Source organism: Paenibacillus agricola (assembly GCF_011440305.1).
GTDB classification, from domain to species: Bacteria; Bacillota; Bacilli; order Paenibacillales; family NBRC-103111; genus Paenibacillus_S; species Paenibacillus_S agricola.
In genome coordinates this window covers 151,668-166,243 of the sequence record NZ_JAAOIW010000011.1, presented here as the reverse complement: position 1 = coordinate 166,243, position 14,576 = coordinate 151,668, and the positions used below count along the sequence as shown (strand labels likewise).

The window sequence follows — 14,576 nt, the reverse complement described above, 5'->3', positions numbered from 1 at the left end:
AGCAAATGAACAGCGATTCAGCCGGTTTCGAGCCGAAAGTGAATTGGCTCTCATCAATCGCAATGGCCTAGTCAATGCGGGTGGAGACCTTTCTGTATGGGGAGGATCCTCATCAACGGACCATGGGTTATTGCCGTGTTAAGTCCTTGGGATCAGAATGTAACGGAGGTATTAATAAAGCTTATGAATGGAGCGGTGGCAACATCATCTGTATGTGGACGAAGATGGAGAACTGCTAATGGAGATGCGCACCATCTTATTGATCCACGTACCATGGAACCTTCGAAAAGTGACGTTGTCCAGTGTACAGTTATAGGAACAACCGTTGTGGAATGTGAAGTGGTCTCAAAGGTAGTAAGTGTGTTAGGAAAAGAGGAAGGAATGAAGTGGCTAGATCGTACATTTCCGGAATTTAGTGCGTTACTATTTTTTAAAAGACGGTACGTTATTCAAACATGGAGATGGTAGGGAGGGGGTTGATTGGTGACGGAGTCGATAATAAGCCTCCCTACATGGGTCATAACGCGAACACTGGGACTTACTTCGTACTATCTTTTATTTTTGGGAGTTGCGAGTGGTGTCCTATTCAGTATGCCGATTTGGAAGGCGTATACAAAAAAAGAATATTGAGTTTTCACAATTTGTCTAACTGGTCAGGCTTGTCTTTCGGGCTTCTTCATGCCCTGGTACTTATTATTGATTCATATCCATTTACAGCGGCGAATGAACCGTTTTGGAATGGTCTGGGTACGATTTCGATATACGGATTGATTCTTGTTTTAGTTACTACCGATTAGCGAAATAGAATTGGTCGAAATTTATGGCGAACCATACATTTGTTGGCTTACCCCATATTTGTAATTTCACTTATTCATGGAATCAGCATAGGGACCGATATTCGACTGGGTTGGATAAAAGGATTATATTGGATCACATTTGGCATCATTGTGTTGCTCATGGTACGGAGTTATTATTTTAGTGACATAAACACAAATGGTTCAACAATGACCCCTAAAGATGTAAACCCTACTATTAAGCGATAGATCAGAGTTAATAATGTCACGAAGAAAATAAGAATTACATGGGGTACAAATGACTGGGTTTTACAGGAGGATCAATTTAGAGAGGACCGGAGAGATGGCATGAATGGAATAATTATCGTAACGAGATCAAATTACTTATAAATAAAGCTATGCTCAGTGTAAACGGATCGGATAAATGCTATTTTAGGAGCAGGCAATTGCGACGATTTGGAATTTGAAGTAATTAAGCAGTATCTTTCATGAAATAATATTAGTTGATATGGATGGTAATTCAGTCCAGAAGGCAGTGAATTTGCAGGACTCGAAAGTAAAGGAAAATATACAGATAGTGAGCGATAAAGACTTCACAAAATTAGATCAAATGGACTTCTATAACCAATTTGTTGCGTAAGTTGTCAATTTTGTAATTAAAAAGTCCACGAAAAAACAGCCCTCTTTCGCAAAATAAATTGCGCAGAATGACTGTCTGACTTTGTGGACTTTTTCAGTGGACCTCCACTTGACGGCTTATCTGTATTCATTACATATTCAATTACACAACACGTTTTGTTCCTACATATCTAGGTCCCCAATACGAACTGCCCAGGGAATCGATCTTCACTCCACTGTTCGTGGCGGATATAAACGAATTGTTTCCAATATAGATTCCGACGTGAGAAATTCTGCTGCCTGTTTCAGAAAAAAAAACCAGATCACCGGTATTAGGACTGCTCGCCCATGTTCCTACGGTTGCCATTTGCGCGGACGTTCTTGGCAGACTCACTTCATTTGGGGAATAAACGTATTTCAAGAAGCCGGAGCAGTCAAAGCCGTTTGGTGTCGTTCCTCCCCACAGATAAGCAGTCCCTACATACTTTTTCGCATCCTGTACGATTTTTTCGCCTATGCTCAGAGCAGGAGCAGGAGCAGGAGCAGGAGCAGGAGTCATGGCTGTGGGCCGGTACCAAGCAGGTTCGTGATAATTGCCGTCTTTGTTAATAATGGCATTAAAATTTTTGTTGTCCCACTGAATCCTGATTCCAAATAGCTCGCTAATGAATCGAAGCGGAACATACACCCGCCCTTCCGCGAATACTGCTTTCGTTCCGAAATTCGTCTTTTGGCTGTTTACGACGGCTTCCGATGAACCGGATAAGAAAATCACCGATTTCCCTGATCCTTCAATTGTTACTTTCACCTGTTGTCCATTCATGTCCGAACTTATTTTATACCCCAATTCTTCCGAAATGAAACGAATGGGCACCATGGTGTTTTGGTTTTCATCGATGAAAGGCTGCGCATCGGGAAATGCAATCAGCTTATCGTCGACTTGAACCCGAACATCATAGTTGTAAGTTGCGGCATGGGCTGATGGGGATGGAAATAGACTGGACAACAAAATAGTGCTCGACAATGCGAGCATAGTACCGAGTTTCTTCAGATCTGTTCCTCCTATGAGCCTCCGAGGTTAGTTGACGGGTTCGGGAAGAGGTTTCCCTGGTTTGCTTGAAAAATCAAACGTTCACCCCAATAAAAAAGTCCCCCGTACCAATGAGTGCTGTGTTCATTGGATTCGGCCAAAATTTTGTCGCACATTGTTCATAAATTTAGTAATTCATAGCATGTTGCGGATTTTTGATCGTACATCCAATGGCGTGCTCCAAATGACGCAGTCAAGTCCGTTCTTATTGTCATCACATTCTGCGTTCTCTTCATTTGGTAGATGGCCGATACCTAAATTCTTTAGCATGAATGGTAAGTGATCTATATTCATACTAGATAATACAAATTGCTAATATAACTAATACAAGTACTATCAATGGCACTTTCTGACTCTTATCAAACCAACTCACCAAAATTGTGAATATTTTTGCTTTTAAAACTACTTGTTGTAGTTTATCATAATTCAAAAGATTTTTCTACTTCCTTAAAATGACAACTGAGGTATAGGGAAATATAAGCAAATCGGCTCGTCCAAATATATGCTCGTAGAAGGGCAATGTTAGTACTCAATCGTAATTATTGGAGTCCCTATAGTAACCCTCCATTGATCCGTAACTGAATTTTTGTGAATGGCCAATTGTAAATTCATTTTTTCTCCCTGATTTAATGGTAGTACGAATTTTAGGCGAAAAATACGAAACGCTGATAGTTCCTGAATCTTTATATTGATCAATCTCTTTTATATCCAGGATTTGCACCAACCAATTATTCAATCTCTATTGGTCGGAGAAACCATGCGTTAATATTCCTTGTACAATTACATTCCAATTTGTTAAAAGATCTAAAGAATCAAGTTTCTTTTCCAGTACGTTTTGGATTTGAACAATCGTGTTAATCCCTGCTCATTTTCCGTTTCCAAAATAATGATAAGATTCGATGAATGATCAACATACATTCCCATGAACAAAAGGGAGAGACGTACGTCATGTACGTCATCCGTTAAATTCATTGTTGTTTTATAAATCAAATGTTCATCTTCGTATACTTGTACGCTACTTATAGGCAAGTTGAAAGTTTTGCTTAACTCAATCCCAAAAATCTTCCTCATTACTAAATTTTTTATACGAGCTAAAATGTATAATGAAAACTTTTTTACTCCCTTCAATTAATTGGTCGGATAAGGTGAGGATCAGCCCGGAATCTTGGATAGGGTCTGCCTTTACACCAAAGGCTTTCCCAAGTATCAACAATAAATAAGTACAACTTGTATGGTTTCAAAAATTTTCCTCTCCGAAAACATCCATATGTTAATAATAGAATGACCTAATCTAGCAATTTCTATAAATAGATTCATAGGATAATTGTAAATCATAGAAATGCAAAGTTTTTTTTCGGTTAGGGCAAAAACACTACAGTGACATCACCCGGAATGACGGCGACTTGACACAACGAAAAACGTAGAACTGAGCAGAAAAATGTTTTGTTAAGATAGTGCTAAATTGTTAATGAATTAATTATTAATCTATGATAAACTACAATATGTAGTTTTTTAAATTCTGCCCTAAGAGAAGGTGTTTAGATTGAGGAAGAAAATAGGGGAATTCATTAGAGATCAGGATTTCTTAATGTATGGATTTATCCTATCTGCTTTAATCCTATCCATTTATCTGATATGGCAAATAAGTGTCTAACTAGAGTAAGGCATGTTGGATTTAGTTGTTGATTTGATTGCTGGAATAAGAAAAGATCAAATCAGTAGAGACTGGCTCCACTTTTTCTGATAGGTATACCACTTCTGGGGATATTTTATTATTTCTATGGTTCAGGTAACTCTCTTTGGTAGAAGATTGCAAATAAATTGGTTGAAAGAAATAGGCGCGTTTTCAGATGGATCAGTTTCCCATCGTTGGATTAAGCTATGGTATGGATCTATAACTGGGGCTTTGTGCTTTCTTTGTGGATTAGTCTAATATGCAGCTTTTGGACTCGAAATGTGTCCGGACATCTATTACAATTCTACAATTTAATATTACTTAGAGAAGTCTGGTGGATAAACGAGATTCCGGATTTACTGAACCGCCCTTTAGAAGGAATGACTTGTTAGTTTCAGTTATGAACGCTTTCCCAAAAGTATGCATACATCCATCTCTTTTGCTATGCTGTTGCTGGCCTTAAGGGTAAAAGATCGAATATTTAAATACATGATGGTCACCGATTGTGCCTCCAATATTATTTTTTCCACCTTATATTTTGCAGATCCATTGGGTTATCGATGTTATAGCTGGTATGTTATTTGCATATAGTTCCGTCAAATTAAGTGAATTAATGATTGGATTTGGCCCATAGACTATTGCCTGTAAAAGGAAACAGAGGTATAAGCAAAAGCTTAAAGAAAGGCTTGCTAATACTGTTCATAAGTAGAAATTATCTGCTTAATGAGGCTATTACTCCCGGAGGATAATAGGGAAAGACTTGAGCAATTGGATTGTTCAGATATGGCCAGCATGAAATGGGGTGCGGCGCAGTTTTCGGAAAATATTGCTCTGTCTTATTTACAAGTAGAAAACGAATCGATTTAGGCGGGATTTCTGTGACGGTGAAAAATAAAATTTATGTCTCTATTGTTATCATTTTATTTGTAATAATTGCCTTATTTTTCGGGATTAGAAGAAACGAAAATGTCCGGCTTATTTATGCAACAAACGGTACGGAGTTCGATAATGCGGCTTATCTTAACTTTCAACAATCCTATATAGCGAATTTGCAACTCGATTCAAAAAGTCTGGATCTGTTGAATCTTCAACAATTGCAATCGTACGACGCCATTTATCTCGACCCGTCCTTACGGAAATCAACGATGTTAAAGCAAGCGCAGAGCAATTTAATAAGTTATGTCAAGACTGGTGGAAACTTGTTCGTCGAAAATGAATTAATCGATGACTTCCCGCTTGATTTTCTGGGAGCTGCTGAAACCGTTGATATACCTTCAATGGACAACCCTATATTCTCTTATCCAGAAATTAGCGGGAACTTGCAGGGATTTCAGAAGGTGATTCAACTGTTTGATGAAAATTTTAATAAACATATAGGTATGAAAGAGCTCCCAGGTTTTCAATGGGGCAAAGGAATCATTCCATCTACAGCACAGCCAATTATTACAATCAAAGATACTGCTTTATATACGATCAATCGTTTTGGGAAGGGCAGTGTTTTGTGTTTAAGTAATTTTTTGCCGAATCGCTTTTTTATTACAGGGTTTGACCTGCAGAGCGGCTTTGATAGTACTCAGGGATTCGAATTGCTTGCAAAGGAAAGAAAACAAATCGTTCCACCTGAAGGAGCCAAATACTTCGATTTTAAACAATCGCAACCGGCCGAACCTTATTTTAACTTTGCTTTTGCCGCAGCGAATCATCAACTACGGAATGAGTATATTTCTTTTATTTCCAAAGAAAAGCTAGGCTACAGTATTGCAAAAGTATTTGGACCATACGGAAGGCCTGCGATGGCCTATCAGAATCACTTTGAAGCCCTATCGGCGATCCGTGACCGTGAGGGAATTCAATGGGCTGAACTCCTGAAAAAGTACAACCAAATACCGTCTTTTTCATTGATCCGTTCTTCGTTTGATTGGTGGCAATGGAAGGAAAGCGTCGTCGCCCATTTGAACACTGGGACCACGGACGTTCCCAAGTTTGATGTTCAACTTCCAAATTCATTTTATTCTAGTGGGACTCATCTATTAAGCGGGGGCGAAATCTTGAGCCAGGCTACTTATCCTCAGGCGAAGGAACTCGCACAGCCGATTGAATTACCTTATCGGGCTTATCCCACCTTTACAGACTTAAACGGGGATGGTTTGCAAGATCTTATTGCGGGAAGTGCAGATGGTTTTTTATACAGATATATCAATCAGGGACCGGAGGGATCTAACCAAGCAGAGACTCAAAACCTTAGCGCTGCAGATACTTTCTCCAAGCCTGACAAGATTATGTTGGAATCGGGTACTCCATTAAAAACCGAGGGCTACTCTTCTGTCTATGCCCATGATTTAAATAAAGATGGTGGTCTTCCGGATCTCCTCATCGGGAATAATACAGGCTATGTTCAGTACTCATTAAGTCGAGGAGATGGAAGCTTTGCCCCGACAGCCTCCCTTATTTCCGAGGGTAAACCGCTTAAAGTTGCATCATTTTCCGCTCCTGCAATGGGGGATGTAGATATGGACGGGATAGAAGACCTGATTGTTGGAGACGGTGAGGGGAAAGTATATTTATTTCGCGGCATGAAGGAGAGTCCTCTCTCCTTTCAACAAGGTATAGAGATTGTTCGCTTAAATGCACTTTATGCAGCACCGAATGTTAAAGATATAAATGGTGATGGAATCCTTGATCTGGTCGTCGGAAATAGCGAAGGGGATTTGCTCGTTTATATACATGAGCTTGATAACAATCGATGGGTAGAACAAGGTTCCATAACTGGCGCCACTTTGAACCAAATGGGTTCGGATGTAATTGTGGGGGGGCATAATTCCGTTCCGCTATGGTACGACATCAATCATGACGGGAAAGACGATCTGATTGTAGGACAGCTTGAATACGGAATATCTATACCGATTGATAATCCAAACTTTCCTTATAAGCAACAATTGCAGGAATTTATTGATTACACAAAGACCAATAAGTTGGAATTGTACCCGCATATTTCCGTTCATAATTATCTTAATGATGCCCAAGAGCGAGAGGAGCTTCGTCTTCACCGATCAGCTTTTGAAACTCTCGGAATTCCATGGATCCAAACGGGAGCTAACCAGCATACTTGGCGAATTAACAATCTCAATCGAGTACAGACATTACGCAATGAAAATGAGAATGGCATTTGGTTCAATTTCGGGTTTAAGCCTTCTTATGATCCTAAGGATCCCCAGTGGGGAGACGATTTTATGTGGGGTTTCCCATTTTTGATGCAAGAACAGACATTGAAAGAACCTATGGTATTGCATACGCCGACCCCAGTCCTTCGCTTACAGGGGGAATATTCAAATCGAGATGTTTATGAAGCCTTTGTTCAACAAGACATGCCGATTGACTATTTTGAACATGTGGAATACCGGTTTCCAACCGATCAAAGAGCGTCTAGAGTGAATGAGCTTCTTGAATTTGTGCAATATCTCGATGGAATCCGAACGAAGTACGATTATAATTTCATGACCGAGCCTCAAATGGCAAAATCATTCTTAACCACGCTAACCAGTGAGGTTATTGTGGGACGTTCGTGGGGAGTGTACCTGATGGATAAACTAAAGGATATATGGGGTAATGGCAAGCACTTGTCGTTATCGATGGACGGCAACATACCGAGTATGGCCGATGAATACAGAGATACTTTAGGTTTGAAGTTTGAACCAGGCGAAAAGTACGAAGAGCAGGCTTTTCAAACCGATTCAGATATTTACATGAAGAAAGATACACGATTGTATGTTGGACTTAATAACAGAAAAGCCAGTATAACGGTTGGTTGGGGTGCGGAACCGATGCATATATTACGTGCAAATGTTCCCATCCAACTCCGGAAGGAAAATGATAGATGGATTGTAGACTTGAATTCAGAAGGTATGCAGCAAATCAAGTTATATAGTCCATCACTTTTAAAAATTGAAGGGACGGACCTTAAAGTTGAATATGAATCGAAGGAAATGACTTACACAGTTACACATTACGGTGATAAAACTACAATTGTGGTGAGCAAATAGATTTTGTATACAGGAAAGTAGCAGCTTATTCCTTCCTAAGAGCCTGAATCTTATAAATTATTAATATCTTGGGTGATTCGAAGTCTTTATTGGTTATCATTTATTAACATGTCAGTGATATCGATCAGGGTAAAATTACCAGGAATAAACAATTAAAGTATCTCAAGTATAAAGAGTTTCAATAAGAGTCAACGAGGGAATCTAGCTTTTGCAAGCAAGATCTTAGTAATTTGATTTCATCGCTCCTTAGATTTGGTTCGCACTTCTATGATTGATCTAGGAAAATAAAGTTAATTAATGGTGTTAGTGCATTTGGCTACACCAATTTATGCACCTAAAGTTTGAAGCGGAATTGGCAGACGCACCAAACTTAAGATCTGGCGTTTCATTGATATCAGGAGTTTTTTAGTTGATATAGGAATCTTTATTCACACGTAATCACTCGGGAAAACATAATAGAGGGTGAGAAATCAGTCTTAAATTATGAGGAAGGGACCTATAGACCAGGAGTAGCCAACTGCAGTAGTAGCGTTTAAATTGAAGTGACGGCTATAAAATAGAGGAGAAATTAACGATATCTTGGAAATGCTTCTGTCCGAATTGACAAATGACGTGCCTGAAAAGATCATGGCACGGTTCTTCTGAGGTAAAGATTTACCGGATTTTTTCTCCACAAGTGATCAACCTTTCCTTAATGTCTTTGGCGGCTCTTCTTGATGCTTCAGCTCGTTGCCTGTAACTTTGGTTTGATTCCGCAGCCTCAAAAATCATTCCTTATAATCGCCTAGAACATGGTATGCATTCCATCGATATTCCATTCCAAATAGTAATCTTGTGCCCAGTTTCTACGGGTTACCAATTCCATTATTTGCACTTGCAGGGACTCAATACGTTTGCTTGCTTTGACAGTTGCTTCCGAGTCAACAGTGTTTTGGGTGTAAACGCCCTCCTACAATATTTCCAAGATCTCGGCAGCGAGTTTATCCTCATAAACGGAATGGCTGGAACTTGCCAGGGTTATTAGCTTGAAACTCAATATCCCACGTTTCGCCCGGTGTGACGTTTATTGTATTTTTTCTGGGTCTTGAGTAAGAAGGAATTGGGTTGCGTCAATCGCTGCCACTATGAACTCATGACCATGAAAGCGCATGGGGTTGGAGTCCATGCTTAAATTCCCCAATCGTAGACGAACACGTTCATCATACCTGACCGGAAGAGGGGAGGTGTCAGGATATGCTTTACCGTTGATTGTAAATATTCAAACATCATCGGACATTGGATCAATGTTATAAATACCCAGTGCCACTGGCACCATTGCTTGGTGTCTAGACATAGTTATTTTATGACCTGTTGGCATCCCGCTGTCTGTATCCATCTTAACGGCCCATTCTTGTAGAAGCAATACATATCTCTCTGCAACGATTCATCGAATACTCCCCTGGAAATAAACATTCCGGAAAGCCCTATTATCTCTTGTACAGCAGTATTCACATGGCTGTGGTACATTAACGTGCCCGATTGGTGCACATAAAATTCATAGGTGAAACTCTCGCCGGGCCGTATGACTGGACTTCCCCCTGGACCAGGAAAGCCGTCCATTCGGTTCGGTACGATAAGTCCATGCCAATGAATAGACGTGTTTTCAGACAACTGGTTTTTCAACGTGATTTTCACATAATCCCCTTGATTCACCAGGATTGTTGGCTCCGGAATATGGCTCGTGTATATACATTTTCTTGAACGGAAAGCCAGCAACTACGATTAACCGATTTTGAAGGCAAGTTTTCAGTATTCTTTTGAAGAATTCTAGCTCTAAATTGGATAAAGCAAAATGTATAGCGGAATATTACCTCTAGGATAAAGTTCATGAACTGGAGTGATGTATCTAATGAAACGTTATACTATGCTTTTTGCATTGTTAGTGTTATTTTTTTCGCTGTTTCCCATGACTACTGAGGCAACGGATAGTGGCAATCCATATCACTTTGGGTTTAAAAAAAGTAAAAACGGGGAACTTCCTTCCATTGACCAAGAAGGATTTAAGGACATTGTCAAGGAGCATAAGGCCATTTTTTTGGGGGATACAAGCAAAAAAGAACTTTACCTTACGTTTGATAGCGGTTATGAAAATGGTTATACAGCCAAAATTTTGGAGGTCCTAAAGGCGAGGCAAGTTCATGCTGCCTTTTTTGTTACAGGACATTTTGTAAAGGGTCAACCCGATTTAGTCGAGCGAATGGTTAATGAAGGCCATCTGATAGGAAATCATTCGTGGAGTCATCCAGATATGACCCAGATTTCAATCGATAAAATGAAAGTAGAATTGGATAAAGTAAAGGAAAAGGTCGCAAGTCTAACCAAACAAAAGGAAATGTATTTCATGCGTCCGCCAAAAGGGGTATTTAGCAGTCAGATGTTGGTGGCGAGTATGGAACTGGGGTATACGAATGTTTTTTGGTCCATTGCTTATAAAGATTGGGATGTTAATGATCATAAGGGATGGGACTACGCATACAAGAAAGTAATGTCACAACTTCACCCTGGTGCGGTAATCTTGCTTCATTCAGTCTCCAAGGATAATGCGGAGGCTTTGGGCAAAATCATCGATGATGCCAGAGATCAAGGCTATGAATTTAAAAATTTGGATAAATTGACTTCGAAAAATTATTAAAGAAAATCTTAGGAATCCGTAACAAAGATGGTGAGCATTTAGTCAGAAAAATAAAATTACAAACCTACATTTGCACCAGGTACTAGTGGCATGAGAGCGATTATAAACGCCAGTAAGGTGTGATTCAATTCTTGCTATAAAGGTTAACTGATCAAATCCGTGTCTTTTTGGTAGGCAACATGAATTTTTTGTGGTACAATTACGTTATTGTTTTTAATTTGCTCTAATTAGAGCTTGTTCTCGAAGCGGAAAACCCTATTGGGTGTAATGATTTTCTTTAATATAGGCTTGCCTATATTAAAGGAGGATCCCGTGAGAACAAGCTTTTTTGCGTTCTTAGGGCAATAAAACCAGTTGCGAATGAACCTATAAGGTTTATTTACAACTGGTTTTTTTTATTTCTTGAAGGAGGTGAGACAAATGACCCCACTAAAGTATCCACTACCGATTACGTCTGGAAAGATCGTAATCAATGGTAGGCACATCGGCTATGTCGTTGGTGATTAGAAGAGGTTAGATTCATTAAAAAATTGGAGGAATGGAAATGAGAGTGGTGAAGAAGGCAATTTTTTATGTCGGTGCAATTTTTTTAATGGGATGGCTAATGAGTTTAAATCAGGCAATTTGCAATCTGGTAGGAGCTGTCATGCTTATTTTCATTATGCGTATGGCTATTCCTATTTTAGCGCTTAATTACAAGCTGCGGAATGCGAACAAGAAGATTGAGATTAGTGTTATCCCTTCAAAAAGTCGGTTGAGGAATAAAATGTGGTTTGCTGCATGGTCATCGGGACTTATCTTGATTAGTTTTAATGATCAAGTTTTTGTTCCACTGGCTACAGTCATTTACATTGGTCTGGGTGCTTTATACATGCCGATCATAATCCGAGGTCATGTATGGGAAGAAGAAGTAATCGAAGTAAAGGAGACCAACTTATGGCGCGCTTAGCATCGGAGTCAAAAGGTGGATTTTATGCAACACCTGTAGAAGAGTTGCAGTATCTTAGTAATAAAATCCGTTTGCGTTTTGAGGAAAAGGAAATGACTAACGATGGTGAAGTGAGAATCATTGATCCGTGTTCCGGCGAATTGCGCTAGGTAGTCTAGCTCTCATTACCTGAAGAGGTTACTGACTGGGACAAAGTCGGTATAGGTACTTGCCTTACTTGGAGGGAGAAATTCCCCTGGGGACAATAGCATGGCAAGAAAGCGGAGATCGTGAATAGAACTGCGTGAAAGCGATGTTCTGCAAACCTAAGTACTGCATGGTTAAGGCTAAACTGCTTGAATTCCAGAATCCACGCCCGAAGAACAGGGGATCTCATACTCGCAGGAAAAATGAGATTGACATTGGATCATTGCTATTCCTTCGCCGTAGCATCGAAGTCCCTCCAATGTCCATTACGCAATAAGCGTTAAGGGTTCGAACGGAGACCTAAACAGTACCAGTGAGAGATAGTATGAACCTAGGATGTTTCGCTGAGAATGCCATAACAAAATGGCTATATGGATCACACACAGGTCTAAAACCTAAGTCACTGAGTCCATTGAATATCTCTTAGCGGAGCACGGAGCCGTCATAGTAATCTGAGGAACCTGAAGTAACAGGTATTGCCGTAAATCGGAAGCGGGAAAGCCGCCCACACATACACGGAAGCGTGTTTGACACTCGACTGAGAAGTCTCATAGACCGAATCAATCTGTACGGTCTATTCGAAAGGGTGCTGGTGAAGGACGGCAGGTTAATCTTGATACCAGAACTAACGGAGGTATGCGAAATGCAAATGGCTAAGGTAATTCTTGGTATCCTAGAAACAACCTCAAGAGAAAAACAGGGATATAAATTCGATCGCATCTACAGAAATTTTTTCAATCCTGATTTTTATCTGACAGCTTACGGAAAAATCCATGCAAAAGAAGGTAATATGACCGAAGGTACTGATGGTACAACGGTTGATGGTTTTAGCATGGATAAGATTAATAAGGTGATAGCAACCCTAAAATCTGAAACTTACTACTTCAAACCGGCAAGAAGGACCTATATTCCTAAGAAAAAGGGTGGAAAGCGCCCTCTGGGAATTCCCTCCTTCATGGACAAAGTAGTTCAAGAGAATGCTCGTGCCATTTTACAAGCTATTTACGAACCGTCTTTCAGTAACAACTCACACGGTTTCAGACCCGACAAAAGCTGTCATACAGCACTTAAACAAATTAAACGGGAATGGACAGGAGTTAAGTGGGTAATTGAAGGGGACATAAAGGGATTCTTTGACAACATTGATCATGTTCGAATGCTCCAAATCCTCAGCGAAAAGATTGAGGATGGAAGATTCATTGAACTTATTCGACGCATGTTGACAGCGGGTTATATGGAGAATTGGAATTTCCATAACACCTATTCGGGGACTCCGCAAGGTGGAATAGTGAGCCCAATTCTTGGAAATATCTATTTGGATAAACTGGATAAATTCATTGAAGGAGTTATTATTCCTAAATATGAGACCCGGAAAGCCAAACGGAGAAATAACCCTAAATACGAAGCTGTTAATTATGTATTGAGGAAAAAGTCAGAGGACATAAAAGGTTCAGGGATTCCAGATGAATTAAGAAGACAATGGATCAAAGAGTACAAGAATCTGAAGTTAAGTCGCAGAAGCATTAAAACACTCGATCCAATGGATTCAGATTTTATCAGAATTAAGTATGTAAGATACGCGGATGATTTTGTTCTTGGTATCATCGGTAACAAGGACCTTGCTATAAAAATTAAGCAAGAAATATCCGACTTCTTAAATACTGAACTAAAGTTGAGCCTTTCGATGGAGAAAACTTTAATTACCCACTTTCCCGACAAACACAAACCAGTTAATTTTCTCGGATATGAAATATATTCAGGCAAAGATGACTCGTTTATAGTCGAGAAAAGAGATGGTCGTAAGGCACGAGCTATCAATGAACTACCGCGGCTGAGAATGCCATCCCAAGTTGTCTACGATAAAATCGCAGGCTTTACCAAAAACGGGAAGGCAATTCATCGTATGGGCTGGACAAGCCTCGATCTGGCAGAAATCATATCTAAATTTTCTGCGGAAATTAGAGGATTGTATAATTTCTATATAATGGCTGACAATGTGGCACATCAAATGGGTAAGTTCAGATACTATCACAAAAGCAGCCTTTTAAAGACAATAGCCACTAAAATGAAAATCTCAACGAAGCAAGTAGTAAGAAAATTTCGGGTGGAAAATACTATTGGTCTAACTATTAAAAGAAACCATCCCAAGAAAGATTTGATTTTCAAATACTATAATGATGGTTTCGATAAAAATGATTGGATCGATAACGCCAATATGGATGCTGATGATACTCCCAATTTGTTGCGTATTAAAGCGAGAAATGGAATTGTCAAACGACTATTAGCAGATAGATGTGAATTCTGTGAATATGAGGGTCCAGGGCGCAAGTATGAAGTCCACCATGTCAGAAAACTAAAGGATTTGAAGAAAAAATATCAAGGCAAAAAGCAACCTCCAAGTTGGGTTCTTCAGATGATTACGAGAAATCGTAAAACCTTGGTACTTTGTGTGGAGTGCCACGATAAACTACATCATAACAAGTTGTAGACTCTTGTAGGATACTCTGGAAATGATTAACTGAGAGAGCCGTATGCTTGGAAACATGCAAGTAC

Annotated in this window: 13 protein-coding genes and 1 riboswitch; of the genes, 8 read left to right on the top strand and 5 right to left on the bottom strand. The window is 39.6% G+C overall.

The genetic code is table 11. The annotated features are described in order from the left end of the window. Window positions 1–96: 96 nt before the first annotated feature. Entirely contained in the window at window positions 97–468 is a 372-nt protein-coding gene (locus G9U52_RS41825; protein ID WP_166153582.1) for an FAD:protein FMN transferase, read from the top strand. Window positions 469–641: 173 nt separating this feature from the next. Further along, entirely contained in the window at window positions 642–797 is a 156-nt protein-coding gene (locus G9U52_RS39395; RefSeq protein ID WP_207953200.1) for a hypothetical protein, read from the top strand. A 778-nt stretch (window positions 798–1,575) separates the two neighbouring features. Here the strand turns inward: G9U52_RS39395 and G9U52_RS26030 are convergent. Together G9U52_RS26030 and G9U52_RS41820 are read right to left on the bottom strand one after the other, a co-directional pair. Continuing rightward, the gene (locus tag G9U52_RS26030; protein WP_207953199.1) at window positions 1,576–2,436 is read right to left on the bottom strand and encodes a C40 family peptidase; all 861 of its coding nucleotides are present in this window, start codon (window positions 2,434–2,436) and stop codon (window positions 1,576–1,578) included. Window positions 2,437–2,464: 28 nt separating this feature from the next. Next, a riboswitch (cyclic di-AMP (ydaO/yuaA leader) is annotated at window positions 2,465–2,611 on the bottom strand. 413 nt (window positions 2,612–3,024) lie between these two features. Beyond that, the gene (locus G9U52_RS41820) at window positions 3,025–3,198 is read right to left on the bottom strand and encodes a YwmB family TATA-box binding protein (RefSeq protein WP_375790286.1); all 174 of its coding nucleotides are present in this window, start codon (window positions 3,196–3,198) and stop codon (window positions 3,025–3,027) included. A gap of 1,702 nt (window positions 3,199–4,900) precedes the next feature. On the opposite strand from G9U52_RS41820, the gene G9U52_RS39390 reads away from it, so the two are divergent. Further along, window positions 4,901–5,044, top strand: coding sequence for a hypothetical protein (locus G9U52_RS39390; protein ID WP_207953198.1), 144 nt, complete (start codon window positions 4,901–4,903; stop codon window positions 5,042–5,044). A gap of 11 nt (window positions 5,045–5,055) precedes the next feature. Next, on the top strand, window positions 5,056–8,217 hold the full coding sequence (locus G9U52_RS41460) for an FG-GAP repeat domain-containing protein (protein ID WP_166153579.1): 3,162 nt from the start codon (window positions 5,056–5,058) through the stop codon (window positions 8,215–8,217). A gap of 986 nt (window positions 8,218–9,203) precedes the next feature. Here the strand turns inward: G9U52_RS41460 and G9U52_RS41815 are convergent. The 3 genes from G9U52_RS41815 to G9U52_RS40270 form a co-directional block, all read right to left on the bottom strand. Continuing rightward, window positions 9,204–9,284, bottom strand: coding sequence for a hypothetical protein (locus G9U52_RS41815; protein ID WP_375790289.1), 81 nt, complete (start codon window positions 9,282–9,284; stop codon window positions 9,204–9,206). Continuing rightward, the gene (locus G9U52_RS40275; RefSeq protein WP_311764932.1) at window positions 9,281–9,466 is read right to left on the bottom strand and encodes a multicopper oxidase domain-containing protein; all 186 of its coding nucleotides are present in this window, start codon (window positions 9,464–9,466) and stop codon (window positions 9,281–9,283) included. Before G9U52_RS40275 ends, G9U52_RS41815 begins: the two co-directional genes overlap by 4 nt. Window positions 9,467–9,552: 86 nt before the next feature. Next, window positions 9,553–9,972 (bottom strand): multicopper oxidase domain-containing protein, encoded by a 420-nt coding sequence (locus G9U52_RS40270; protein ID WP_243767558.1) that lies wholly within the window; start codon window positions 9,970–9,972, stop codon window positions 9,553–9,555. 190 nt (window positions 9,973–10,162) lie between these two features. Here G9U52_RS40270 and pdaA point away from each other — a divergent pair, with 190 nt between their 5' ends. The 4 genes from pdaA (at window position 10,163) to G9U52_RS25995 (ending at window position 14,511) form a co-directional block, all read left to right on the top strand. Continuing rightward, entirely contained in the window at window positions 10,163–10,888 is a 726-nt protein-coding gene (gene pdaA / locus G9U52_RS26010; protein ID WP_243767571.1) for a delta-lactam-biosynthetic de-N-acetylase, read from the top strand. 544 nt (window positions 10,889–11,432) lie between these two features. Further along, the gene (locus G9U52_RS26005; RefSeq protein ID WP_166153577.1) at window positions 11,433–11,837 is read left to right on the top strand and encodes a hypothetical protein; all 405 of its coding nucleotides are present in this window, start codon (window positions 11,433–11,435) and stop codon (window positions 11,835–11,837) included. Next, window positions 11,825–11,986, top strand: a complete 162-nt coding sequence (locus G9U52_RS26000; protein WP_166153576.1) for a hypothetical protein — start codon at window positions 11,825–11,827, stop codon at window positions 11,984–11,986. The genes G9U52_RS26005 and G9U52_RS26000 overlap by 13 nt, the downstream gene beginning before the upstream one ends. Before the next feature lie 680 nt (window positions 11,987–12,666). Continuing rightward, the gene (locus tag G9U52_RS25995; protein ID WP_166153575.1) at window positions 12,667–14,511 is read left to right on the top strand and encodes a reverse transcriptase/maturase family protein; all 1,845 of its coding nucleotides are present in this window, start codon (window positions 12,667–12,669) and stop codon (window positions 14,509–14,511) included. The last annotated feature ends 65 nt before the right edge of the window (window positions 14,512–14,576 follow it).

Excerpts from the sequence above, each read along its gene's own strand:
- G9U52_RS41825 (WP_166153582.1), top strand. The coding sequence starts at position 97 with ATGGGGAGGATCCTCATCAACGGACCATGGGTTATTGCCGTGTTAAGT.
- G9U52_RS39390 (WP_207953198.1), top strand. The coding sequence starts at position 4,901 with ATGAGGCTATTACTCCCGGAGGATAATAGGGAAAGACTTGAGCAATTG.
- pdaA (WP_243767571.1), top strand. The coding sequence starts at position 10,163 with ATGACTACTGAGGCAACGGATAGTGGCAATCCATATCACTTTGGGTTT.
- G9U52_RS26005 (WP_166153577.1), top strand. The coding sequence starts at position 11,433 with ATGAGAGTGGTGAAGAAGGCAATTTTTTATGTCGGTGCAATTTTTTTA.
- G9U52_RS26000 (WP_166153576.1), top strand. The coding sequence starts at position 11,825 with ATGGCGCGCTTAGCATCGGAGTCAAAAGGTGGATTTTATGCAACACCT.
- G9U52_RS25995 (WP_166153575.1), top strand. The coding sequence starts at position 12,667 with ATGCAAATGGCTAAGGTAATTCTTGGTATCCTAGAAACAACCTCAAGA.